This window comes from Micromonospora sp. NPDC002411 (genome assembly GCF_053592955.1).
Window position 1 is genome coordinate 24,208 of record NZ_JBSFBM010000006.1, and the last position, 22,782, is coordinate 46,989.

Below are 22,782 nucleotides of genomic sequence, written 5' to 3' on the forward strand. Positions count from 1 at the left end.
ATTTACGTTCGTCTCTTTATTGGGAGGGCGCGATGAGACACGGTCGACGACTGGCCGGCGGCACAGCCGCAGTCCTGCTGATGGTCACGGGCCTGATCGGGGCCGCGCCCAGCGCCGCCTCCGCAGCCGTCACCCCGGCGCTCACCGACGCGGTGACCGCCAAGCTGCTCGGCACCGTCCAGATGTCCAGCGCCGCGCGACCGGAGACCCGGGTCACCGTCAGCCGCACCAGCGGCCGGTGGGCGTTCGGCACCGCCGTCGCGCTCGCACCCCGCCAGGAGGGCGCCCACCCGACCGGCTCGATCTTCATCGCCCGATCCGAGCCCGCCGGCTGGCGAATCGCCTTCGACGGCGAGGCCGCCTTCGGCGCACTGGCCTCCGAGTCGCCCCTGACGACCAGCCAGGAGAGGGACGTGCTCACCACCACCCCCACCCCGATGTACGCGGGCGGGGACTACCGGACCGGCATGGCACTGCCCTTCGGTGTGGGCCAGACGTGGACGCTCACCAGCGGCCCACACGGCTGGGGTGGAAGCGAGTCGCCGTACAGCTCGGTGGACCTGGCCGGTGGTGACCAGGTGGTTCGCGCCGCCCGGGCCGGAGCCGCGTACACGATGTGCCAGGGGTGGATCCGGGTCATCCATGACCGGGGCTACTCGACCGACTACTACCACCTCTGGAACAGCATCTCCGTCAACGGTGCCAGCGTCGGCCAAGGTGCCGTGCTGGGCAACACCGGCACCGACGTCACCTGCGGCGGAGCCGCCTACGGCCGGCACGTCCACTTCGGGCTGCGGCAGAACAGCGCGTACGTGCCGATCGCCGGGCACGACATCGGCAAGTGGGTGCTGGCCAACGGCGCCGCCGCCTACCAGGGCGGGGCGCGGCACGGTTCGGCCTGGGCCGGTGCCGGTGCGGGTATTTACAACTACGGCGCGCTCGGCTTCAACCAGGGGGTCGTCGACGCCAACGGCGGCGGGATGCTCACCCGCCGTGCAGGGCCGGGGACCGGCTACGGCTCGCTCGGCTCGGTGGCCGACGGCGCCACTGTCACCATCTCCTGCTCCGCCAACGGCACCTCCCACACCGGGCGGTATGGCACCACGGCGCTCTGGAACCGGTTGAGCGACGGCAGTTGGGTGTCCGACGCCTACCTGTCGACAGGTGTGAACGGTCCGGTCAACGGCTGGTGTTGACGAGCCCGCCCCCGAGGTCGGCGGTCTCCACGGGCCGCCGACCTCAGTCACCGCAAGGAGCGCTGATGTCCGTTCGAGCCCTGCTCACCCTGACCACCGCCCTGACCGGAGTCGTCGTGGGCGCGTCACCAGCCATCGCCGACCCCGTCGGGACAACAGCGTCGGCCGCCCCGCTGGCCACCGCGTTCGACACCGCCGCCGCACGGTACGACGTACCGCGGGACCTGCTGGTGGCACTCGGGTACGCCGAGTCGCGCCTGGACATGCACGGCGGCGCACCGAGCGCGGCCGGCGGCCTGGAGCGCGTCGTAGTGCCCGGCGGGGTCGGCGCCCTCAGCACGGACTACGGGCCGGCCGCCTGGGCACCGGCCAGCACCAGCAACTACACGGTGGCCAGTCGACCGGGCAGTCACCAGGTGAACCGCATCGTCATCCACACCGCGCAGGGCTCGTACTCCGGCACCGTCGGCTGGTTCCAGAATCCGGCCGCCCAGGCCAGCGCGCACTACACGTTCCGGTCCTCCGACGGGGCTGTCACCCAGTCGGTGCGGGAGAAGGACATCGCCTGGCACGCCGGCAACTGGACGTACAACACCCAGTCGATCGGCATCGAGCACGAGGGGTTCGTCGACAACGCCGCCTGGCTCACCGACGCGATGTACCGTGCCTCCGCCGCGCTCACCCGCAGCCTCGCCACGAAGTACGGCATCCCGAAGGACCGGGCGCACATCATCGGGCACAACGAGGTGCCCGGCGCGACCCACACCGACCCGGGCCCGAACTGGAACTGGACCTACTACCTGCAGTTGGTGAACGGGATCACCGGAGTCGGGTCCGGCACGGTGAGCACCAGCGCGAGCACCCTGAACGTCCGTTCCGGCCCCGGAGCCAACTATCCGGTCGTCGGATCCGTCGCCGGCGGTGCTGCCGTCGCCGTCTACTGTCAGGCCGTCGGCAGCACTGTGACCGGCCCGTACGGCACGACGGCAGTCTGGAACCGGATCGGCACCAACCGCTACGTCTCCGACGCGTACGTGCTCACCGGCTACGACGGGTACATCCCGAACGTGCCGCGCTGCTGAGGCGCGGTACTCCCATGACCGCTCAGGCGGGCGACGAGCCGAAGAGCAGGTCCAGGTGGGCGTCGAGCGCGCCCAGCGCCTGCTCGGCGGTGTACTGCCCGCCGAGCAGGTAGACACCCAGCCCTTCCATCAGCGCCAGCAGGCCGGCCGCGGCGGCGTCGCCCCGGCCGGCGGGCAGGACGCCGGCGACGAACTCGGTGAGCTGCCGGGTGCCCTCACGGAGGCCGGTCGCGGCGGCCGGTCGCACCGCGGTGTACGCGAGGAACGCGAGCGCCACCCGCCCGTCGTCGCGGGTGTGCTCGTCGAGGGGCAGCAGGGCGGCGAGCAGGGTCCGCAGCAGCAGCCGAGGCGGCGGGTTCTCGCCCAGCCGGGCCACCGCGTCGGTGACCCGGACCTGGCTGCGCTCGCGTACGACGCTCAACGCGAACGCCATCATCTCGTCCTTGGTCCGGAAGTAGTGCTGGACCATCCCGGCGGACACGCCGGCCGCGGCGGCCACGTGTCGGAGGCTGACGGCCTCCAGCCCTTGGTCCGCGGCGACCCGCATCAACGCGTCCGCGATGAGGGTGCGTCGCTCCTGGTGATCGACCTTCTTGGGCATGGCCTCGATCGTTTCACAGTGGGTGACCCGGACACCCCGCCAGCGGCGGTGGTTACCGGCTGACGGTGTTGCTCGTGGGGGTGCCCCGGGCGCTGCGCAGGAGGCCGTCGGGGTCGTCGGCGTACAGTCGCAGCTCGTTCGTCGGCACGGATCCGCCCTTCGGCAGGTCGAAGGTCATCGGCCGGCGCAGCAGGACGTCGATGCTCGTCTGGCTGCCGACCGGGATGGACACCACCCGCCGGTCGCCCTCCTGCTCGACCTGCACCGACCTGCTCGACGGCAGCGAGCGGTAACGCTTGCGCAGCGCCTCGACGTCCGTCCACGGGACGAAGACGTCGATGCCGGAGCTGAGCCGCACCCGCAGGCCCCGGTCGCCCACGACGTGGGGGTGGATGGTCATGCTGGCGTACAGGCCGATCATCCAGAGCAGACCCCAGACGCCGAGGCCGAGCACGATCCAACGGGCGGGCCGCCAGGGCACCACGTGGGTGACGACGACATCGAAGATCGGGATCTCCACTGCCGACAGGCCGATGAAGATGCCCAGGATCGGCTTGACCACGCCGAGGTAGCCGAACGGCTCGTCGCCGGGAGCCAGCGGCAGCGGGCGGCGTCGGGCCCACACGTACAGGCTGCGCCACGTCGCCGCCTCGGCCCGCGCCGCGCGACGCAGCAGCGGGCCCACCCGTGCCCTGGTCGGGGCCTTCGTGTCGCTCATGGTCGTCCTTCTCGGTAGCTGTCGACGGTCAGTGCAGCGTGACGGTGCCGGCGGCGCCGTCCACTGTGACGACCTGCCCCGTGCGGATCGTCCGGGTGACGTCGGGGGCGCAGATGACGGCGGGGATGCCGTACTCACGGGCCACCGTCGGGCCGTGCGCCATGATCGCGCCGGTCTCGGTGACCAGCGCCGCGGCGGTGAGGAACAGCGGCGTCCAACCGGGGTCGGTGGTCGCGGCCACCAGGACGTCGCCGGGCTCGATGTGCGCGGTACGCGGGTCGTGGACGACCCGGGCGGGGCCGGTCACCCGGCCCGCCGACGCGCCCACGCCGGTCAGCGTCCCGTCGCCGGCGGGCGCCGCCGGCAGGACGGCCTCGACATCCGTGCCGTCGGAGAGCAGCGCCACGGGCACCGCCGCGCGCCGTAGTTCCCGCCGGTGCACGGCCCGTCGGGCGGTGACTGTCGCACGCGGATCAACCCCCTGGTGTACGGCGCTGTGCACCTCGTCGAGAGTCAGGAACATGATGTCGTCGGGCTGGTCCAGCAACCCGGAGTCGTGCAGGTCGGCGCCGACGAGCAGCAGTTGACGGCGCGTCTCGCGCAGGGGGTAGAGCCCGGCGAACTTGCCGGCCTCGCGAAGGCCGGCCAGGGACCGTGCCCGGCGCAGCAGGAAGGCGGCGATGGTGCCCCGCACCGGCCGCCGGCGGCGGGCCCGCCGGGTCAGCTCCTGCAGAGCTGTCTCCGCTGCGGAGGCGGCCCGTTGGAAGCGTCGGTCGGGGCCCTGCTGTGGATCGGTGACCCGGAGGTAGTTCGCGACCGCAGCGAAGACCGGAGTGGGGTCTTCCTCCCAGCGCGGTACGCCGAGGTCGACCTCGGCGACGCCCCGGTGACCGTAGACGTCCAGGAAGGCGGTCATGCCGATGTCGGGCAGGGTTCCGCGCAGGTGGCGCGCGGCCAGCTCAGCCGGCGGTGTGTCGAGGAGGAGCTGACGGTGGTCGCCCGCGCTCTGGGCGAGCCGCCACAGTGCCAGGTCCATCTCGATGGTGACGTTGTGCGGCATGCCGCCCAGCACGGTGTGGATCTCGTCCGGGCCGGCGATGCCCTTGAGCAGCGCGGCCGGCAGCGCGGCGGCGAGCATCCCCGCGACGATCGGCCACATGATCGCGTCGGCGCTGTCGTCGGCGTCGGCGTGCCGTGCCTGTACGAAGCGCAGCCGGTCGGCGGCGGAACTCAGGTCGGCCGGGGCGGCCGATCGTGTCCTCATCTGCTCGATCGCCTCGAACATCCGGATCCGCGCGGTGTCGGGACGGGCCAGGGACCGCAGGATCCCCACCACCGCCCGCCGGGCCGTCCGCAGCGACGCGGCCGTCGGCGCTCCGCCGCGCCGGGCGCCGCCGCTGGTCGGGGCGAAGCGGGGATCGGCAAGCACGTGCTGCATCACCGCCTGGGCGCGTGGCCCGAAGTCGACAGCCAGGAGCTTGACCAGCCGCTTGCGGGACGACCGGTCCCGAGCCAGGTCCGTCAGGTCACCGTAGAGCCGTCCACCGATGTCGACGATCTCGACCCGCACCCCCAGCGACGCCAGCATGGCGGCGATCTGTGTCCGCAGGGTCGCCATGCCCATCGGGGTGACCGGCTGCCGCATGCCCTGGACGTGACCGAACTCGAGGTAGACCCGGGGGAGAGGTTTGTCGGTGGCGGGCGGCTGTGGAAACAGGCTGGTGATCGGTCGGCACTGGAGGAGCCACTGGACGTCGTGCGCGTCGATCGCCCACTCGATGTCCTGCGGGCAGCCGAAGTGGGCCTGGAGTCGCTCGCCGGTGGCGCGCAGGTCGGCCAGGTGCGCGGACGTCAGGCATCCGGTGTCGTCCCGGACGACACCGTCGAGGACGTAGTGGTCCACTGTCGCCGCGCCGTCCACCACTGTCGTACCGACACCCGGAGCCGCATCCACAGCCATCTCGTCGCGACGTCCGGTGAGCGGGTTCGCTGTGAACAGCACCCCGGCCGCCCGGGGCGTGATCATGCGTTGCACCACGACGGCCATCCGCACCTGCCGGTGGTCGATCTGGCGGGCGTCGCGGTAGGCGGTGGCGCGGTCGCTGTGCAGCGAATCCCAGCACTTCTCGATGGCGGCGATCAGCTGGGTGGTGCCGACCACGTCGAGCACTGTGTCCTGCTGTCCGGCGAAGCTCGCGTCGGGCAGGTCCTCAGCTGTGGCGCTGGAACGCACCGCGACCGGGCCCGCCCCGAGCCGTTCGTAGGCGGCGGCGACCTCGGCGGTGGGTATCACGCCGAGTCGGTACGCCTCGGTGGTGACGCAGAAGCCCTCGGGAACCCGTTCGCCCCGCCGGATCAGCTCGCCCAGCCCGGCGGCCTTACCGCCGACCAGGTCGAGCATCTCGGTGGTCACCTGGGACAACGGGATCACGTGCATCGGGGAGCCCACTCTCGTTGCAATACGACTGCATTGCGCTCGACCGTAGCTCGTTTACGATGCGACTGCAATGTCTCCGATTCGGGGGCGACCCATCTGGGGGCGACCCGGAGCCGCGACGTTGTCGGCGTCTGCCATGCTCGGGCCGGTGACGACCGGCCGCCCCGCCAGAGCCCGCACCCACCGCCGCCCGCGAAGCCGCATCCTCCTCGTTCTCCTCGCGCTCGTCGCGGTGGCAGCCGTCCTCGGCGTCGCGTTGGTCGTGGTGCCGATGCTGCGACCGGCGGGTCCGCGCCCGCTGTTCCAGATGCCGGTCGCCTGCGACGAGACCTGGCAGCTCAGCACCTATCCCGGCCACGACGACTACGACGTCGACTTCTTCCCCATCGAGGGCGAGGCGTGGGGGCGTCCGGTCCTCGCGTCCTATGCCGGAACGGTCACCGTGGCCGGCATCAACGGGTCGCTCGGTGGTCGTACCCCGGAGAACCCAGAGGGTCCACGCGGGCGCGGCGGCGGTTACTGGGTGAAGATCGATCACGGCGGCAAGTGGGAGACGCAGTACCTGCACCTGCTCGAACCACCGCTGGTCGCTGTGGGTCAGAAGGTCGCCCAGGGTGAGCAGATCGGGAAACTCGGCAGCACCGGCAACTCCGGTGCCCCGCACCTGCACTACGAGCAGCGGCGCGGCTGGGAGAAGGTCGAGACCTACTTCGACGGTGAGCCGTCGGGGATCACCACCGACGACCGTGAACAGATTCTGCGGCGGGTGAGCAACAACTGCCCGGCCGTCTCGTGAGGACGGCGGTTTGCCCGGCGCGTCTCGGGGCACTGATTCGGGGAACAGTTCGGACGCGCAGGGAGGAGCTGGCCATGGCTAAGGGTGACGTCGACACGTACCACGAGGACGGGCAGTGGAAGAACAAGCCGGAGGGCAACGAGCGGGCCAGCAGCACGCATGACGTGAAGGCCGACGCGCAGGCCCAGGGCCGCGAGATGGCGGCCGACCGGGGCGTCGAACACGTGGTCAAGAAGCAGGACGGCACGATCGGGGAGAAGAACACCTATCCCCGCAGCCGCGATCCCCGGGACATCGAGGGCTGACCGCCCTCGTCCGTGTTTTCTGCGGACCGATCCCCTCGGCAGGAGCCGACGGGGGTCGGTCCGTTTCCGTCGAGGCGTCGTCGCCTTCCGATGTTATTTGCGTACCGAAAATATGGGTGGTTTGGGGGGTTATAGTCCGAATCGGGACTGGAGTGAAAGCTGGGAGTGGGCATGTCGCTGTGGGGCCGGCGTCGTCCGGCCAGTGCCGGTGCGCTGGTCGTCGTCCTGATCGCGGGCGTGCTCGCGTTCGGACCACTTCCGGCGTCGGCGGCCGGCTCCGTCCTGTTCGACCAGCCATTCCACAACAACACCGCGAACGGCATCGGTGCCGTGGCGGTGCCAGCCGTGCCCGGTGTCTCCGCCACCAACGCCGCCTGCCTGAGCGCCGCCGGCAACTCCACGATCGGTCCGCTGCTGAGTTGCACCACCGCCACCGACCCGCAGGGCGCGGGCAAACTGCGCCTCACCCCCGCCACCGTCAACCGGCAGGGTGGGGCGTTCAGCGCGGTGAGCGTGCCCACCTCACAGGGCCTGCACCTCACCTTCAACACCTACCAGTACGGCGGCACGACCCCGGGTGCGGACGGCCTCGCCTTCGCGTTGGCAGCTGTCGACCCGGCCAACCCGAGGTCGCCGTCGACCCTCGGCCCGTCGGGCGGCTCGCTGGGCTACTCGGCGGCGTTCAACGGTGTGTCACCGGGCCTCTCCAACGGCTACCTGGGCGTCGGGCTGGACGTCTTCGGCAACTTCAGCAACAGCACCTACCAGGGCACCGGCTGCACGAACCCGCCGTACATCTCGACCACGAACGGGCGCGTCCCCGGCCAGGTCGTGGTCCGTGGACCGGGCCGGAACGGCGTCGGCTACTGCGCGCTCAACAGCACCGCCGGAAGCACCTCGGCACCGGCCATCCCGTTGCGGGCCAGCACCCGGGCCGCTTCCGTGGTGCCGGTCGAGGTCGTCATCAACACCACCTCGTCGCCGTACACCACCGACACCGGCATCACCACTCCCGCCGGCCAGTACCGGATCAGATTCACCCCGGTCGGCGGGCAGGCACGACTTCTGGAGGGCACGCTCCCGGTGGTGTCGCCCAGCCTGTACCCGTCGCCGACCTGGCTGAACGCCAACGGCTACCCACGGCAGCTCGCCTTCGGGTGGGTGGGCTCCACCGGCTCGGTCACCGACTTCCACGAGGTCGACGAGGCCCGGGCGGTCAGCTTCAACCAGGTGCCGGACCTGAACGTGTCGCAGACCAGCGCGGTCGGCGCTTCCACGCAACCCGGTGACCTGGTCACCTACTCGATCACCGCGGGGGTCGACGCCGGGGCCACGGAGACGGCACCGATCTCGGTGACCCAGACCCTCCCCACCGGTGTCGCGCCGCGCGCCGCCTACGGGTCCGGCTGGGTCTGCGGCGCACCCTCCGGGCAGACCATCACCTGCACCAACAGCAACGGCCCGTTCCCCGGCGGCACCTTCCTGCCACCCATCACTGTCGTCGCGACAGTCACCGGCACGGGCGTGACCCCGGCGCAGATCCAGACCGCGACCGTGGCGACCTCGTCGTCGATCGACGCGAACCCGGGGCTCGCCACCGGCACCACCCCTGTCGCGCCGGCGACCGCACCGACCGGCGTCACCGTCACCCCGGGCCAGAGCTCGATCTCCGGCGGCATCCCGGTCACCGTCGGCGGCAGCAACCTCACCGGCGCGACAGCGATCACCATCGGTACGGCCGCCGAACAGCAGGCCGGCACCTCGGTGCTGCTGGTGCCGTGCACCTCCGGCCCGGCCGCCGGCTGCTTCACGGTGAACGCGAACGGCACGCTCGCCATTGCCGCCATGCCCGCCCGGTCCGGCCCGGCCACCGTCACGGTCACGGTCGTCACCCGAGGCGCCGCCGGATCGGCGAGCTACGTCTACGCGTCCGCCCCGGGCACACCGGCCACGCCGACCGCCGTCGCGGGCTTCACCAGCGCCACAGTGACCTGGATCGCGCCGGCCAGCAACGGCAGCCCGATCACCAGTTACCTGATCACCCCGATCCGGGACGGCGTCACGCAGCCGACCCTGACGTTCGACGCCTCCACCACCAGCCGCACCCTGACCGGCCTGACCGCCGGCTCCTCGTACGCCTTCCAGGTGGCGGCGGTGAACGCGTACGGCACCGGCGCGGCCAGCCCGGCCTCGGCGGCTGTGGTCCCGTACACCCTGCCCGGCGCCCCGACGATCACCTCGGTCACCGCCGGGACCACCGCCGCCAGGCTGAGCTGGACCGTCCCGGCCAACGGCGGGTCGCCGATCACCGGGTACACAGTGACGCCCTACCTCGGCGCTGTGGCGCAGACCCCGCAGACCTTCACCGGAACCGCAACGACCCAGATCGTCACCGGGCTGACCGGCGGCGCCAGCTACACCTTCCGGGTGGCGGCGATCAACGCCGCCGGTACCGGCCCACAGTCGGCCGCCTCCGCGTCGGTGACTGTCAACCCGGCGCCGACGCTGACCTTCGCTCCGCCGCCGCCCGGCAGGGTCTACGACCCGTACCAGCACCAGCTCACAGTGACCGGCGGCACGGCTCCCTTCGCCTGGTCGGTCAGCGCCGGGAGCCTGCCCACCGGGTTGACCCTCGACCCGGCCACCGGCCTGCTCTCCGGCACACCCACAGTGTCCGGGACGTTCCCGTTCACCGTGCGGGTGACCGACTCGTACAACCAGTCCGCGACCCGACCGGTCGAGCTGGTCGTCAACCCGCTCGGTGGGCTCTCCATCAGCGTCCCGGCGATCTCCGCACTGGGCACCGTCACCTCGGGTACGACGGGCGTCTCGGGCCAACTCGGCCCGGTGACCGTCACCGACGACCGCGGACCGTTCTCCGGGAACTGGGTCAGCGTCGTCTCCAGCACGAGCTTCACCACGGGTTCCGGCTCGGGCGGGGAGACCATCCCCAACAGCAGCATCACGTACGCCTCCGGGGCCGCCCTCGCCGCCAGCGGCGTCGGCACCTTCGTCCCGCAACCCGGCGCGGTGTTGAACACCCCGCGTACGGCCGCCCAGTGGACCGGCCAGGCCGGCGGTCCGAACTCCGCCACCTGGAACCCCACCCTGTTGGTGACGCTCCCGTCCGGGGTGGTGGTCGGCGACTACGTGGCAGTCGTGACGCACTCGGTCATCTGAGGAGCCCGTCGTCGGAGACGACGCTGCCCGGCCGTTTCGCAGCGGAACGGCCGGGCAGTCCGTGCGGGCTGGAACCTCAGGCGAGCCGGGGCCGTTGCCGGCGGACGAGATACCAGCCGCCGAGGGTGACCAGCACCAGCAGGGCGATCGCGCCGACCGTGTAGACCAGCCAACTCGGCCCGGCGGACGTCGCGACAGTCATCGGCGCGGCGACGGGCAGGCTGATCGTCCCGGTCGCGGTGCGTTCCACGATGCCGCTGGCGAGTTTCGCCTGCACGTCCCAGGTCCCTGCGGGGAGCGCCTGGTTCACCTCGATCCGGACCTGGCCGCTCTGGCCGGGCAGGATCGTCACACCGTTTGTCACCTTGAACGGACCGGCCCGGACCGCCTGCCTGCTCAGCGACAGGGTGCCGGTCATGTCCAGCGCCCGCTGGCCGGTGTTGGTGACCTTCGCGGTGACCACCGGGAACTCACCGATCCCGGGTTCGGCGGCCAGCCCGTCGATGCGGAAGTCCGTCGGTGGTTCTCCACCCGGACCGACGTCCAGGTAGACCCGGATGCCCACCCGGTGGATCTGGGTGACGTTGCCGGTGCGTTCCTTCGCGCTGGTGACCTGCGCCCAGATCGCGGCGTACCGCTCGCCCTTCGAGGCCTTCTTCGGCACGGCTATCTCGACCTCGACCGGCCGTCGCTCGCCTGGGTCCAGCACCATCGTGGCGGTCTTCAACCGGATCCATCCACTGAGTTCGTTTCCCGTGCGCCCCTCCGGCACGGTGAAGGCGTTGTTCTCCACCGACGCCGCCCCGGAGTAGAAGTCGATCTCCTGCGACTCGCCGGAGGAGTTCAGCACCTCGACCCGGCGGTTGATCGTGGTCCCGGGCTTCAGGTGATCCACGATGTAGACCTGGGCGCGGGGATCCTGCACGCGGCTGGCGGGGATGTCGAGCATGCGGATGCTGATCGCGGCTTCCTCGGCGGGTTCCTGTCGGTGCTCCCGCACGGCGACGGCTGGCGCCGCCGAAACCCCGAGCGCCACGAGGGCGACCGAGGCCAGCAGCGCCAGCCGGCCGAGCGGGTCAGACCACCGAATGTGTCACCGTCCCGGTGTAGACACCCTGGACGGTGCCGACCGGTACGTTCACCACCAGGGTCGGGTTCCAGCTGGCGAAGTTGTTGCCGGTGCCGCCGGTGTGGGTCATCGCCGTCCGGGGGACGTTGATGATCACCTGCTGGGCGGCGGTCGGCTGGCCGGGCGTGAAGGTGCCGCCGCCGGCCGTCGCTGTCGCGGGACCCGACCAGTAGAGGACGTTGATGTTGGGGATCGTCTCTCCCGAGCTGCCGCCGCCGGTGACGAAGTCGGTGGAGATGACGCTGGCCGTCCAGTTGGGGGTGAGCGACCCGCGCTGGTCGAGCACCGTGACCGGGCCGAGCTGCCCGGTTACGGTCGAGCCCTCGACACCGTGTCCGATGTTCGCCGTCGCCGGAACGGTGATCGACAGACCGCCGGCGGCGTCGACGGTCAGGGTCACGATCGTGTCGCCAGTCGTGTCCGCGGCGGCCGGTCCGGCGAGCGCGACGACGGCGGCGACGCCGGCCAAGCCCGCGAGAAGTTTCCTGCGCATCGAATCTCCTTATCCTCGAATCGCCCATACGGAGCTCTCGAAGACTAACTACGCGAATCGCCCATAAATGGGCAAACAGCCCGTAGATCACCCGGTCGTCTGGCAGTCGTGAGCTGGGAAAAGTCGATCGCCCGCCGGTCGTTACGACAGCGAGCGATCGCGACTGGGTCGACAAGCCGATCCTGCAGAGAGACCGGGCCCTCGGCATGCGGCCGAGCGTCGGCTGCTGGAGCCTGGCCCGCTGCGCTGCGGACCCTCAGGCCGGCACGACGTAGGGGAAGCTGCTCGCGCGGGCGGCCTTGGTGACCTCCGGGGTGAGGCCCGAGGTGGTGCCGGTGTTGAGGACCAGCGAGAACATCACCTCGGGCGCGTTGTCGGCCAGGGCGCGTCCGTTGCGGATCGCGAAGCCGTAGTTCGCGGCAGTGCCGACCGTGTACGACAGGAGGTCGGGATAGAGCTGCCGGGCGACGCTCCAGCCGTACGCCTGCGGGTCCGGTGCGGTGCCGTTTGCCGCGACGACACCCGCTACCGCGTTGGCGATCTCCTCACCGTCCTCGGCGAGGTCGCGACTGGGGTGGCGGAAGTTGGCGGGGTCCGAGAAGTCGGTGTCGTGCGGCCAGAAGATCGGCCACATCATGGGGTGGCCGGCGCGGTTGATCTGGCGCCATCCTCCGGCGTCGGTGGCCAGGAGGGTCCGACACCACACGCCGATCTCGGTGCCGTCGCGCAGCAGCGGCTCGTCGTGGGAGACCTCCAGGACGATCGACTCGACGGTCGTGCCGGCGAAGCTGTTCTTGGCCTGGTCGACGCGCCACGCCGAACGGTCCACAGTCGACCCGTCCTTGACCGCGCCGTTGATGGTGGCGAGTTCGTCGAGGTCGACGAAGAACGGGTCGGTGATCCGCCCGGCCCAGATCCGGACGTTGGTGCCGGTCGACATCTCACCGGTCCGTCCCTCGGCGATGGGAGTGCCCATCGCGGCGTCGTCGCGGGCGTCCGATCCGGTCAGCTCGTACAACTGGAAGGCCTGCTTGCCGTCGCCGTCGAGCTCACCGAAGGCGAACCGGTAGGTCAGGTCCTCCATCTCCGTGCCGTTGACGTGGATCTTGAATTCGTACCGGCCCTCGGCGTGGAAACCACGCTTGATGTCAGCCTTGGTCACCGAGCTGTTGACGTCCATGACGAACACCGTGGCGCGATCGCCGTTGAAGACGAAGAGGTCGTCGATGTAGAGCTGACCGCCCTGGGCGGCGAGGGGGGTGTCGAGATGGTGCGACATGAACTCACTCCCGGAACGGCCGGATATCTGGATTGATCCGAACGTAGTGGGCGTGGGCTGGACCGGAGCGAGGGTTGGCTCGCGATTCACCCGGGCGGCGGAGCGGTCCGCGCAGGGCGGTGGGCCGCCCGAGACTGTGCTCGAACGGCCCACTCGCGGTGCCGGTGCCTCAGATGCGAGACCACTTCTGGTTGGCCGCGCCCAGGCAGTCCCACAGGTGCAGCTTGCCGCCGTTGTTGGGGTTGGCTTCCCGCACGTCCACGCACTTGTTGGCGTTGAGGTTGACCAGGTCGCCGGACCCGTTGAGGGTGAAGCGCTGCGCCGTGTTGCCGTTGCAACTGACCAGGTTGACCTCGGTGCCGTTGGCGGTGCCGGCCCAGGCGGGGTCCATGCACTTGCCCATCGCGCGGACGGTTCCGTCGGAGGCGAAGGTCCACGCCTGTGCGGCGCTCGTGTTGCAGTCCCAGATCTGCAACTTGGCGCCCTCGACCGGGTTGGCGCTGGGGATGTCGATGCAGCGACCGCTCTGCGCGCCCCGGATTCGGCTGGTGCCGGGGGCGGGGTCGCCTCCGCCGGAGGTGTAGCTGGACACCCGGACGTAGTCGACGAGCATCTGCTGCGGGAACTGCGTCGATCCGTCCGGGTAGCCGGGCCAGTTACCGCCGACCGCGACGTTGAGGATCATGAAGAAGGGGTGGTCGAACACCCACCGGTTGCCGCCGAGCCGCGCGGGGTCGACCCGGTGGTACTGCACGCCGTCCAGGTACCAGGTGATGACGTTCGGCTCCCAGTCGACCCGGTAGGTGTGGAAGCCGTCGGCGAGAGGGCTGCCCAGGGTGCGGCTGCCGGTGATGCCGCCGCCGCCGGAGTAGCCGGGCCCGTGCACGGTGCCGTACACGGTGTTGGGCTCCCGGCCGATGTTCTCCATGATGTCGATCTCGCCCGCGTCGGGCCACCCGCCGCCGGTGCCGAGCATCCAGAACGCCGGCCAGATGCCCTGACCACGCGGGATCTTGATGCGTGCCTCGAACCGGCCGTACGTCTGCGTGAAGGTGGCCGCCGACAGCAGTCGGGCCGACGTGTACTCGCAGCGCCCGTAGTGGCACTGGTAGTTGGCGGGGTTGTCCCGGCGGGCGGTGATCACCAGGTTGCCTTGGCCGTCGTGGACGGCGTTGCTGGTGCTGCTCGTGTAGTACTGCCGTTCGTTGTTGCCCCAGCCGCCGCCGCCGATGTCGAACCGCCACTTGTTCTGGTCGACGGGCGTGCCGGCGGGGGAGTTGAACTCGTCCTGCCAGCTGATCGGGCCGATGGCGGCCTCGGCCCGATCGGGCTGCGGCGGGACGACGAGTGCCACGGTGGTGGTGACCAGCGCGGCTGCCGCGAGTACGAATGGTCGGAAGCGGAGTCTGGGGCGGGCTGTGAACACGGGAGGCTCCTCAGCGTGGGGGTGATGGAGGCGTCGTGACGAAGAGGCGGAGAGCGCTCTCCAAACTGAAGCATGTCGATGTCGAGTCCTTTCTGTCAAGAGTGTTTCCAATATGACAACCGTCCGTTACCGCCCGATGCTGGCCAGTGAGCGGCGGGATGTCGGAGTGCGACGAGGGCGCGAGGCTCGTCGATGTCTCCGAGGTGGACGGCGGTAGCCCATCGACGGAGGTCGGGAACCCCGACCGTTACTCGATGGCGGTCGAATCGACCCTTCCTATTGCCGTGGGGCGTCCAACCGGGACAGGATGGCGAGGCGTGCGGGAAACCTCCTCGTAACCTGCGCGCTGCTGGTCTCTGTCACAAGGAAGTGGGAGTCAGTCATGAGCGACGCGTCGACGGCGCTGGGTGTGCGCCTCTACCCGGACCTGGTCGAGCACGGTGGTCTGGCCCCCGCGCTCGTCGAGACCGCCACCCGCCACGGGCTCGACATCGGCCGGGTGAGCGCCCCCGACCAGGGGCGCAGCCGGTTCACCTGCGCCGAACTGCACTCCGACCAGGGCGTGGTCTGCGTCAAGCTGGGCTCGCAGGCCCGATACTTCATGATCGACCTGCGGGTCTCCGGCGAGGTCCTCGCGCGCGGCGACGTCATGGACCTGTTGCAGGTCGCCCAGGTGGCCGCGGCCTGGCGGGCCGGGCTGGCGTTCACCGAGCTGACCGCCCGGTTCCCGTTCATGGAGGAGATCAAGCACCGCCCGGCCCCGGTGGCCCAGGTCAGCTAGGGCCGCGCTGGCCCGCGCTGCCGTCAGCAGCGCAGTCGGGGTGGCAGAGGTGACCCCACCCCGACGTCACGGTTCGGGTACGTCGACTGCACGAAGGCGACGAGACGCTCCGCGTCGGTCGCGGTCGACGCCAGCCCGAACGAGACGCGTACCGCGCCGCCCGTCGGTAGCCGTAACGCGTCGAGATACTGGTCGATCGTGTCGACCCGCGCCAACAGCCGCTGCCGCACCGACTCCCTCCTGATCCCGAACGCGCCCTCACCCGCGCCCGGATTGCAGAAACAGCCGGTACGCAGCGAGAACCCGGCTGCCGCGGACTCCCGTGCGACGAGCCGTTCGTCGACCAGGGTGCCGTCCGGGTGGCGGAGGTTGAACGCCACAGTCCCGCCGCGCCCCGCACCCGTCGTCGGCCCGTACACCTGCACCAGGGGCCCGCCGGTGTCGTGCCGCAGCGTGGTCAGCCGTTCCAGCAACCACTCGGTGAGCAGGGCGACGCGGGTGTGGACGAGGTCGACGCCGATCGAGTCGAGCCACCGCAACCCGAACTCCACGTCCGGGATGCTGAGGAAGTTGAGTGTGCCGTCCTCGAACGCCGACTCGTCGTCCGTCGACCGGTGCCAGTCGCCCTGCACGCTGACCGCGCGGATGGTGCCGCCGGCGAACCACGGCCGGCGCAGCCGGGCAAGGGCGTCGCGGCGGGCCAGCAGCGCGCCGACCCCGGTGGGGTAACCGAAGAGCTTGTACCAGCTCAGGCACACGAAATCAGGCTTGACCACGCTGAGGTCCAACCGGTTCGTCGGCGCGAACGCGGCGGCGTCGAGCAGCACGTCGTACCCGCGCTGGTGCGCCACCTCCACCCAGTCCAGCGGGTGCTGCACGCCGGAGAAGTTGCTCTGCGCCGGATAGGCGAACAGACCCCGACCACCGGCCCGACCCCGTCGGCCGACCAGGCTGCCCCGGCCGGCATCGAGCACCGCGACCAGGTCAGACTCCGCGACCCGCAGGTCCGGCCCGCTCAGCGGTACGTAGCGCGTGGTCGCGCCGGCCGCCCGGGCGTACTCGCGGACACCGTTGACCGAGTTGTGGTTGTCCCAGGTCAGCACCAGCGACGCGCCCCGACGGAAGTCGTACGCCTCGCCGACCAGCCGGCAGGCGCCGCTGGCGTTCGGGGTGAAGACGACCGTGTACTCGGCCGGATCCGCGTGGAAGAAGTCGAGCACCGCGCGTCGGGCCGACTCCACCAGCGAACCCGCCGCGCTGCTGGTGGGATTCTCCGAGTGCGGGTTGCCGTACAGGCCGGCGAGCAGCCGATCGTGATGCTCGCGTACCTGGGCCTGTGCGGCCACCCCCGCCCCGGCGTAGTCGAGGTACACCTGCCCGTTCCGGTCCAGGTGGTGGTACTCGGTGGCCCGCAGGTCGTCGATGCGGCTCGTGGCGGCGTATCCGGGCCACGCCGTCGGCGAGGTGGGCGCTGCCGGCTCACGGGTTGCCACGGGAGTCCCTTCGTGCCAGCACCGCCCAGGTGGCGCTCAGGAAGAGCACCACGAAGCCACCGAGCACCAGCCAGTTCACCCACACCGGCCGGGAGAAGCTGTCGCCGTACGTGGCGAGCAGCGGCGGGCCGAGCGGGGAGCCGCCGTCCCGCCAGAGTCGCTCCACCCCCGCGGTGTGCCCCAGGGCCTCGAACGCCCACCGGTTCGACATCGCGAAGCTGAGCCACTGCCCGCCGACCGCCATGGCCGGCACCGGCAGGATCGCGCCGACGAACAGCACCTGCGGGAAGCACAGCATCGGCAGCATGAGCGTGGCCTGTGCCGCGTCGGACACGGCCGCGGAGCACAGCAGACCGAGGGCGAGCGCGGCCGTCGAGGAGAGCAGCAGGGTCGCGTACAGGGCGGCGAAGTCGGGGCCGTCGACAGGTGGCAGCCGGTCGATGCCGCGCAACACCCCGAGCAGGGCCAGGTCCACCAGGGCCAGCAGCGGCAGCAGCACCGCGACCTTCCCCGTCAGGTACGGCACCAGCCGGACACCCGCCAGCCGCTCCCGCCGCAGGATCGGTAGCTCGGTGCAGATCTGGAGCAGCCCGTAGGTCAGCCCGAAGAAGAAGCCGCCGAACGCGATCCAGAACAGGATCATCACCGTCACCGTGGGGCTCGGCCTGCTCGGCTCGAACGCTCCCGGACGAAAGAGCAGCGCAAACATGCCGAGCACCATCAGCGGCGAGCCGAGCAGGATCGCCAGCGTCAGCCGGTTGCGGACGACGATCTCCGCGTTCCGTGCGGTGAGGACGGACCACTGACGCAGCCGGCCGACGGGCACCGGCGCGGCGCTGTCACCAGCGTGGGTGGGACGGGCTGCTGATTCGGCGTCGCGCCGCTGCTCGGCGAAACGGTCGGGCCACTGGGTCGGGTGCGTCGCCTCGTCGAGATGGAGGTGCACCTCGACGAGGGACCGCAGGCCGAAGAACTCCCGGGCTGCGGCCGGGGTGCCGCTGAACGCCAGGCGGCCGTCTCGGGTCAGCACGACCACCCGGTCGCAGTGGTCCACGTCGGTGATCTGGTGGGTGGTGAGCACTACCGTCGTCCCCGTGTCGGCGAGGGTGCGGAGCACCTGGAGCAGCTCCACGGCGATCGCCGGGTCCAGCCCGGAGGTGGGCTCGTCGAGGAGGAACACGCCGGGCCGGGTGAGCAACTCGACAGCGATGCTGGCGCGTTTGCGTTCACCGCCGCTGAGCAGGCCCACCGGTGTGTCGGCCCGTTCGCTGAGTCGCAGCTCGGCGAGCACCTCGGCGACCCGGTCGCCGACCTCGGCCGTCCCGGTCGCGGAGGGGAGGCGCAGTCGGGCGGCGTACCGCAGGGTGCGGGCCAGGGGCAGCTCCCGGTGGATGATGTCGTCCTGCGGGACGAAACCGATGGCGCCCGGGTCCGCGGTGCCGTCGTACGTCACGGTGCCCGCCGTCGGTCGCCGTACGCCCCCGAGCAGCTCCAGCAGTGTGGTCTTACCGGCGCCGCTGGCACCGATGATCGCGACCAGTTCGCCCGGCGCGATGGCCAGCGAGACGTCGTCCAGGATCTGACGACCGCCTCGGACGCTCTGGCCCAGCCCGTTGGTGGCGATGCCGACGCCGGTGCGCGGGGGAGTCGTGGTCTGCTCGGTCGTCATGTCGGGTGCCCGATCGGGTCGGTGAGGGTCCGCCTGGATATCGTGCCTCGCCGATGTTACTGAGTGGCCCGGTCGGTGTGTCGGCCTGATCGGTCAGCGCTGTCCGCCCACTCAGTCGATCGTGGTCCGTGCCTCCGCCGGCACCTGGAGAAGATCCAGGCAGTTGCGCCACAGCGTTTCCAGCTGGGTCGGATCGTTGAGCAGCTTCGCGAGCAGGACCCGTCCCTCGATCTGGGCCACGATGGAGCGGGCGGCCTCCCGGACGTCGACCGACGGGCCGGCCAGGCCGTGCTCCTTCGCCTCGACGACGACCTGCTCGATGAGGGCGATCTGCTCCTCGAAGATCTCCTGGAGCCGACCGCGGATCTCCTCGGCCTGGTTGCTGAGTTCGAGGGCGAGGTTGCCGAACAGGCAGCCGGCGACGACTCCGGAGTTCTGTTGGCCGACGCGCTGGATCTCCTCGGTCGCCACGAACAGGTCCCGCAGCCGCCGTAGCGGGTCGTGCTCTGCGCCGAGCAGTTGCTCCCACTGGCGACGCTGGGCGACCCAGTGCTCGTCGATGACGACGCGGGCGAGGGCCTGCTTGGATTCGAAGAAGTAGTAGAAGCTGCCCTTCGGTACGCCGGCCGTCGCACAGATCTCGGCCACGCCCAGGGCCGAGTAGCCGCGCTGCTCGATCAGCGTGGCGGCAGCGTCGAGGATCTTGTTCCGCGCGTCACTGGTCCGTCCCATGCTTTGACGATACACGACCGGTCGGCTAGCTTTTAGTAGACCAGTCGTCTAGTGGTCATCCGGTTGGGCCTCCCGGTCCGGCCCCCAGGGCTTCGGCCAGTCAGGAAGGGTTCCCATGAACACCAGTCAGGTACAGAAGGTCGTCGTGGTCACCGGTGCGTCCCAGGGCATCGGCGCCGGCCTCGTGGACGCTTACCGCAAGCTCGGCTACGGCGTGGTCGCCACGTCGCGCTCGATCGGCGCGTCCGACGACCCGCAGGTCGTCACAGTCCAGGGCGACATCGCCGACGCCGACACGGCGCAACGGGTCGTGGACGCCGCCCTCGACCGTTTCGGGCGCATCGACACCCTGGTGAACAACGCGGGCGTCTTCGTCGCCAAGCCGTTCACCGACTACACCGACGAGGATTTCGACCAGGTGACCGGGATCAACCTCGCCGGGTTCTTCCACCTCACCCGGCGCGTCATGCCGCACCTGCTGACCAGTGGCGCCGGTCACATCGTCAGCATCACGACCAGCTTCGTCGACCAGCCCAACTCGAACGTTCCGTCGGTGCTCGCGTCGTTGACCAAGGGCGGCCTCAGCTCGGCCACCAAGTCCCTGGCCATCGAGTACGCGGGTCGCGGTGTTCGGGTCAACGCCGTCGCGCCCGGCGTCATCAAGACCCCGATGCACCCGGTCGAGACGCACGAGACGCTCGCGGGCCTGCACCCGGTCGGCCGGATGGGCGAGACCAGTGACGTGGTCGAGGCCGTCGTCTACCTCGAGTCCGCCCCGTTCGTCACCGGCGAGATCCTGCACGTCGACGGTGGCCAGAACGCCGGCCACTGACCTGACCCGATCCCGGAGAGGAGCAGACGATGCCGATCGTCACCATTCAGATCACCCGCGAGGGCAGCACACCCGGCACGTCCGCGGCGACCGCCGAGGAGAAGGCCGCCCTGATCAAGGGCGTGAGCGAGTTGCTGCGCGACGTCCTGAACAAGCCGTTGACGTCGACCTTCGTGGTGATCGACGAAGTCGCGACCGAGAACTGGGGTCGTGGCGGCCTGCCGGTCGACCAGTTCCGGCAGCAGAGCGCCCAGGCGTCCGAGTAGACCCGGCCCTTCGCCGGTGCGGCCCAGTCTCCGCACCGGCGAGGGCGGGCTCGTCGGCAAGGGCCGCTGCCGGGTCGTGAGCCGGACGCGAGGGGGCAGTCTCGGACGGACGCGGTCGGCATACTGGCCGAGTTCACTGTCCTAACGGGGAGGACTCCGATGACCACACCGTCCGCCGGCCCGCCAGATCCCACACCCACCGACCTCATGGTCATGATCAGCGACGAACGGCGGCGGGCCGCTGACCTGATCGACGCGCTGTCGCCCGAGCAACTGGGCGTCCCGAGTCTGTGCGGCGCATGGACCGTCCGGCAGGTGGCCGCTCATCTCGTCGCCCCCTTCGCCGCTCGTCGCCGCTGGTTCCTACCGCTCCTGCTGCGGAGCCGCTTCAATCTGCACGACGCCAACGCCCGGCTGGCCGGGATGGTCGCCCGCCGACCGGCCGGTGAGATCTCGGCGCTGCTGCGCGAGAACGCCGAGACGCCGTTCCGGGCACCGCGGGTCGGCTTCTTCGGTCAGCTCACCGACCTCCAGGTGCACGGACAGGACATCCGCCGCCCGCTGGGTCTGACGCACGACCTGCGTCCCGATCGGCTCCGGGCGTCGCTGGACTTCCTGGTGCACCGTCGCGCGATCGGTTCCTTCGTCCGCAGAGGTCACACCGACGGCCTGCGGTTCGAGGCGACCGACCTGGGCTGGGCATCAGGGGAGGGGCGAGTGGTCCGGGGCGCGGCAGAGGCGGTGATGCTCGCGCTGACCGGTCGGTCCATCGTCCTCGCCGAGTTGTCCGGTGACGGCGTCCCGATACTGCGCGACCGGTTGGCCCGCTGAGCGTCGCGTTCGGGCTATCCCGAGACCTCCGCGAAGAACTGCCGCAGCGCGTCGGCGAAAAGGTTGGGTGCCGTCATGGTCGCGAAATGCGACTGGCCGGGCCAGACGATGTGACGCGCCGTTGGCATCGCCGCCGCCAGGGCGTCAACAGTGGTGGGCATCGGCTCCCACGTGTCGGCGCCCGCCAGCAGGAGCGTCGGCACACTGATCGAGGACCACCGTGCGATGTCCGTGCCGTCCCCGGCGAGGGCTTCGAGGTCGTGCAGCCAGCCGATCGCCGAGCGTCGGGCCTCGACCGGATCGGGCGTCCGATCGCCGGCCGAGGCGGCGAGGGCGGCGACGATCTCGGCCGGAACCCGCGTCACGTCGTTCAACGCCGCTGCCATCGCCGTGGCGTCGTCGCGTTCGAAGGCGGACCGGTACCTGTCGAGCAGCGGTGTGATCCCTGCTCCGGCGGCGTAGAGCGGAGGCTCGAAGACGGCCAGCGAACGTAGGTTGCGGGGGTTGGCCGAAGCGGTGTGCAGTGCCAGGGTCGCGCCGTAGGACGCCCCGACGAGATGGACCGGCTTGCCCGAAGGGCGGTGTGCTGCCTCGATGACGGCCAGCAGGTCGACGGTCTCGTCCGCGAAGGACTTCGTGCCCGGCGGGACGTCGCTGGGGCCGTATCCGCGCCGGGCCGGCATCCACACCGTGTGATCCCGAGCGAGATCGTCCGCGACGGCGGCCCACGAGTGCAGCCCGCCACCCGATCCGTGCACGAGTACGACGGGATCCCCGGCCCCGAGACGCCGCACCACCAGACGGGTCCCGTCGGGGGATTCGACGGTCAGGTCGTCGCTGTTCACTTCTGCTCCCGGGTTCCGGTCGGCCAGTTGTTCAGTGTGGTGTGCACGGCGTCGAGAAGAGAGTGCCAGGAGGCGTCGAGAGGGCGGGGATGCCCGAACCCGTCGACGGTCTCGATACTCGTGAAGCCGTGGAGGGTGCTGCGGACGAATCGGATCGCGTCGGTCAGCGCGGGCTCATCGAGCCCGTAGCCGCGCAGCATCGCGTAGCTCAGCTCGATCAGGCGCAGGTGCCCGACGGAACTCGTGCCGATCTCGGGCGGCAACGGAAGCTGGGTCGCCGCGTACTGCCCCGGGTGGGCGAGAGCGAACGCGCGCCAGGCGTCGGCGAACGCCTCCAGTGCGTGGCGGCCCGAGCGACCGGCCACGGCGATCGCGAGTTCGTCGGCGAACCCGGCCGCCGCCCGTACCGCGACGTGCTCGATCAACGCGTCGCGACTGCGGACGTGCACGTACAGAGCGGCGTCGGAGACCCCGAAGTGTCGAGCGACGGCCGCGACGGTCAACCGAGCCAGGCCGACCTCGTCTGCCAGCTCCGCGGCGGCGGCGGAGACGCGCGCGCTGGTCAGTCCCTGTCGGGGCATGCCGGTCCTTTGCTTCCCTAGGAAAGAACTTAGGACACCTAAGTTAGCACCGCCGCGAACGCGGTTCGGCGGCGCGGTGGCATGAACGGCGCAGTGGGGGGAAGACCGGC

Annotated in this window: 21 protein-coding genes; 9 read left to right on the plus strand and 12 right to left on the minus strand. The window is 70.6% G+C overall.

Annotation, left to right across the window (positions count from 1 at the left end):
• The first annotated feature begins 32 nt into the window (after positions 1-32).
• Together ACWCO3_RS01780 and ACWCO3_RS01785 are read left to right on the plus strand one after the other, a co-directional pair.
• Entirely contained in the window at positions 33-1,196 is a 1,164-nt protein-coding gene (locus tag ACWCO3_RS01780; RefSeq protein ID WP_450007964.1) for a peptidoglycan DD-metalloendopeptidase family protein, read from the plus strand.
• Between the two features lie 65 nt (positions 1,197-1,261).
• Complete coding sequence (locus ACWCO3_RS01785; protein ID WP_450007966.1) at positions 1,262-2,278, plus strand: N-acetylmuramoyl-L-alanine amidase; 1,017 nt, start codon at positions 1,262-1,264, stop codon at positions 2,276-2,278.
• 22 nt (positions 2,279-2,300) lie between these two features.
• Here ACWCO3_RS01785 and ACWCO3_RS01790 read toward each other — a convergent pair whose 3' ends face one another.
• The 3 genes from ACWCO3_RS01790 to ACWCO3_RS01800 are packed head-to-tail and all read right to left on the minus strand — an operon-like array spanning position 2,301 to position 6,034.
• Entirely contained in the window at positions 2,301-2,879 is a 579-nt protein-coding gene (locus ACWCO3_RS01790; protein ID WP_145784494.1) for a TetR/AcrR family transcriptional regulator, read from the minus strand.
• 52 nt (positions 2,880-2,931) lie between these two features.
• Positions 2,932-3,597, minus strand: coding sequence for a PH domain-containing protein (locus ACWCO3_RS01795; protein ID WP_450007969.1), 666 nt, complete (start codon positions 3,595-3,597; stop codon positions 2,932-2,934).
• A 28-nt stretch (positions 3,598-3,625) separates the two neighbouring features.
• Positions 3,626-6,034 carry a PEP/pyruvate-binding domain-containing protein gene (locus tag ACWCO3_RS01800; protein WP_450007971.1) on the minus strand — a complete coding sequence of 803 codons (2,409 nt, stop codon included), beginning with the start codon at positions 6,032-6,034 and terminating at the stop codon, positions 3,626-3,628.
• Positions 6,035-6,182: 148 nt separating this feature from the next.
• On the opposite strand from ACWCO3_RS01800, the gene ACWCO3_RS01805 reads away from it, so the two are divergent.
• From ACWCO3_RS01805 to ACWCO3_RS01815, 3 genes are all read left to right on the plus strand, one after another.
• Positions 6,183-6,830: a M23 family metallopeptidase gene (locus ACWCO3_RS01805; protein ID WP_244311817.1), complete on the plus strand. Its 648-nt coding sequence runs from the start codon at positions 6,183-6,185 to the stop codon at positions 6,828-6,830.
• Positions 6,831-6,904: 74 nt separating this feature from the next.
• Positions 6,905-7,135 carry a DUF2188 domain-containing protein gene (locus ACWCO3_RS01810; RefSeq protein ID WP_088990612.1) on the plus strand — a complete coding sequence of 77 codons (231 nt, stop codon included), beginning with the start codon at positions 6,905-6,907 and terminating at the stop codon, positions 7,133-7,135.
• Between the two features lie 171 nt (positions 7,136-7,306).
• The gene (locus tag ACWCO3_RS01815) at positions 7,307-10,315 is read left to right on the plus strand and encodes a fibronectin type III domain-containing protein (RefSeq protein ID WP_450007974.1); all 3,009 of its coding nucleotides are present in this window, start codon (positions 7,307-7,309) and stop codon (positions 10,313-10,315) included.
• A 76-nt stretch (positions 10,316-10,391) separates the two neighbouring features.
• Here ACWCO3_RS01815 and ACWCO3_RS01820 read toward each other — a convergent pair whose 3' ends face one another.
• From ACWCO3_RS01820 to ACWCO3_RS01835, 4 genes are all read right to left on the minus strand, one after another.
• A complete protein-coding gene (locus ACWCO3_RS01820; RefSeq protein WP_145784481.1) occupies positions 10,392-11,351 on the minus strand; it encodes a COG1361 family protein in 960 nt (319 codons plus the stop codon).
• 40 nt (positions 11,352-11,391) lie between these two features.
• Positions 11,392-11,937, minus strand: coding sequence for a hypothetical protein (locus tag ACWCO3_RS01825; RefSeq protein WP_145784479.1), 546 nt, complete (start codon positions 11,935-11,937; stop codon positions 11,392-11,394).
• Between the two features lie 256 nt (positions 11,938-12,193).
• Positions 12,194-13,216, minus strand: a complete 1,023-nt coding sequence (locus tag ACWCO3_RS01830; RefSeq protein ID WP_145784477.1) for a DUF4331 family protein — start codon at positions 13,214-13,216, stop codon at positions 12,194-12,196.
• 169 nt (positions 13,217-13,385) lie between these two features.
• Positions 13,386-14,642, minus strand: a complete 1,257-nt coding sequence (locus tag ACWCO3_RS01835; protein ID WP_145784475.1) for a glycoside hydrolase family 16 protein — start codon at positions 14,640-14,642, stop codon at positions 13,386-13,388.
• A gap of 382 nt (positions 14,643-15,024) precedes the next feature.
• On the opposite strand from ACWCO3_RS01835, the gene ACWCO3_RS01840 reads away from it, so the two are divergent.
• A complete protein-coding gene (locus ACWCO3_RS01840) occupies positions 15,025-15,423 on the plus strand; it encodes a hypothetical protein (protein ID WP_357932009.1) in 399 nt (132 codons plus the stop codon).
• A 23-nt stretch (positions 15,424-15,446) separates the two neighbouring features.
• Here the strand turns inward: ACWCO3_RS01840 and ACWCO3_RS01845 are convergent, their stop codons facing one another.
• The 3 genes from ACWCO3_RS01845 to ACWCO3_RS01855 form a co-directional block, all read right to left on the minus strand.
• Positions 15,447-16,916: an aminotransferase class V-fold PLP-dependent enzyme gene (locus tag ACWCO3_RS01845; RefSeq protein WP_450007978.1), complete on the minus strand. Its 1,470-nt coding sequence runs from the start codon at positions 16,914-16,916 to the stop codon at positions 15,447-15,449.
• Positions 16,903-18,585: an ATP-binding cassette domain-containing protein gene (locus ACWCO3_RS01850; protein ID WP_450007980.1), complete on the minus strand. Its 1,683-nt coding sequence runs from the start codon at positions 18,583-18,585 to the stop codon at positions 16,903-16,905. The genes ACWCO3_RS01845 and ACWCO3_RS01850 overlap by 14 nt, the downstream gene beginning before the upstream one ends.
• Before the next feature lie 111 nt (positions 18,586-18,696).
• A complete protein-coding gene (locus ACWCO3_RS01855; RefSeq protein WP_145784467.1) occupies positions 18,697-19,317 on the minus strand; it encodes a TetR/AcrR family transcriptional regulator in 621 nt (206 codons plus the stop codon).
• 115 nt (positions 19,318-19,432) lie between these two features.
• On the opposite strand from ACWCO3_RS01855, the gene ACWCO3_RS01860 reads away from it, so the two are divergent.
• The 3 genes from ACWCO3_RS01860 to ACWCO3_RS01870 all read left to right on the plus strand — a co-directional run bounded on the left by ACWCO3_RS01860 (position 19,433) and on the right by ACWCO3_RS01870 (position 21,246).
• A complete protein-coding gene (locus tag ACWCO3_RS01860; protein ID WP_145784465.1) occupies positions 19,433-20,149 on the plus strand; it encodes an SDR family NAD(P)-dependent oxidoreductase in 717 nt (238 codons plus the stop codon).
• 29 nt (positions 20,150-20,178) lie between these two features.
• Positions 20,179-20,415, plus strand: coding sequence for a tautomerase family protein (locus ACWCO3_RS01865; protein WP_145784463.1), 237 nt, complete (start codon positions 20,179-20,181; stop codon positions 20,413-20,415).
• Between the two features lie 159 nt (positions 20,416-20,574).
• The gene (locus ACWCO3_RS01870; RefSeq protein ID WP_450007984.1) at positions 20,575-21,246 is read left to right on the plus strand and encodes a maleylpyruvate isomerase family mycothiol-dependent enzyme; all 672 of its coding nucleotides are present in this window, start codon (positions 20,575-20,577) and stop codon (positions 21,244-21,246) included.
• A gap of 14 nt (positions 21,247-21,260) precedes the next feature.
• On the opposite strand, the gene ACWCO3_RS01875 is transcribed toward ACWCO3_RS01870, so the two are convergent.
• Together ACWCO3_RS01875 and ACWCO3_RS01880 are read right to left on the minus strand one after the other, a co-directional pair.
• Complete coding sequence (locus ACWCO3_RS01875) at positions 21,261-22,091, minus strand: alpha/beta fold hydrolase (RefSeq protein WP_167524897.1); 831 nt, start codon at positions 22,089-22,091, stop codon at positions 21,261-21,263.
• Positions 22,088-22,672 carry a TetR/AcrR family transcriptional regulator gene (locus ACWCO3_RS01880; protein ID WP_145784457.1) on the minus strand — a complete coding sequence of 195 codons (585 nt, stop codon included), beginning with the start codon at positions 22,670-22,672 and terminating at the stop codon, positions 22,088-22,090. Before ACWCO3_RS01880 ends, ACWCO3_RS01875 begins: the two co-directional genes overlap by 4 nt.
• Positions 22,673-22,782 lie beyond the last annotated feature (110 nt).

Coding starts and splice junctions, on each gene's coding strand:
- ACWCO3_RS01815 (WP_450007974.1), top strand. CDS start 7,307: ATGTCGCTGTGGGGCCGGCGTCGTCCGGCCAGTGCCGGTGCGCTGGTC.
- ACWCO3_RS01850 (WP_450007980.1), bottom strand. CDS start 18,585: ATGACGACCGAGCAGACCACGACTCCCCCGCGCACCGGCGTCGGCATC.
- ACWCO3_RS01855 (WP_145784467.1), bottom strand. CDS start 19,317: ATGGGACGGACCAGTGACGCGCGGAACAAGATCCTCGACGCTGCCGCC.
- ACWCO3_RS01880 (WP_145784457.1), bottom strand. CDS start 22,672: ATGCCCCGACAGGGACTGACCAGCGCGCGCGTCTCCGCCGCCGCCGCG.
- ACWCO3_RS01870 (WP_450007984.1), top strand. CDS start 20,575: ATGACCACACCGTCCGCCGGCCCGCCAGATCCCACACCCACCGACCTC.
- ACWCO3_RS01860 (WP_145784465.1), top strand. CDS start 19,433: ATGAACACCAGTCAGGTACAGAAGGTCGTCGTGGTCACCGGTGCGTCC.
- ACWCO3_RS01865 (WP_145784463.1), top strand. CDS start 20,179: ATGCCGATCGTCACCATTCAGATCACCCGCGAGGGCAGCACACCCGGC.
- ACWCO3_RS01800 (WP_450007971.1), bottom strand. CDS start 6,034: ATGCACGTGATCCCGTTGTCCCAGGTGACCACCGAGATGCTCGACCTG.
- ACWCO3_RS01795 (WP_450007969.1), bottom strand. CDS start 3,597: ATGAGCGACACGAAGGCCCCGACCAGGGCACGGGTGGGCCCGCTGCTG.
- ACWCO3_RS01780 (WP_450007964.1), top strand. CDS start 33: ATGAGACACGGTCGACGACTGGCCGGCGGCACAGCCGCAGTCCTGCTG.
- ACWCO3_RS01825 (WP_145784479.1), bottom strand. CDS start 11,937: ATGCGCAGGAAACTTCTCGCGGGCTTGGCCGGCGTCGCCGCCGTCGTC.
- ACWCO3_RS01790 (WP_145784494.1), bottom strand. CDS start 2,879: ATGCCCAAGAAGGTCGATCACCAGGAGCGACGCACCCTCATCGCGGAC.
- ACWCO3_RS01785 (WP_450007966.1), top strand. CDS start 1,262: ATGTCCGTTCGAGCCCTGCTCACCCTGACCACCGCCCTGACCGGAGTC.
- ACWCO3_RS01840 (WP_357932009.1), top strand. CDS start 15,025: ATGAGCGACGCGTCGACGGCGCTGGGTGTGCGCCTCTACCCGGACCTG.
- ACWCO3_RS01810 (WP_088990612.1), top strand. CDS start 6,905: ATGGCTAAGGGTGACGTCGACACGTACCACGAGGACGGGCAGTGGAAG.
- ACWCO3_RS01830 (WP_145784477.1), bottom strand. CDS start 13,216: ATGTCGCACCATCTCGACACCCCCCTCGCCGCCCAGGGCGGTCAGCTC.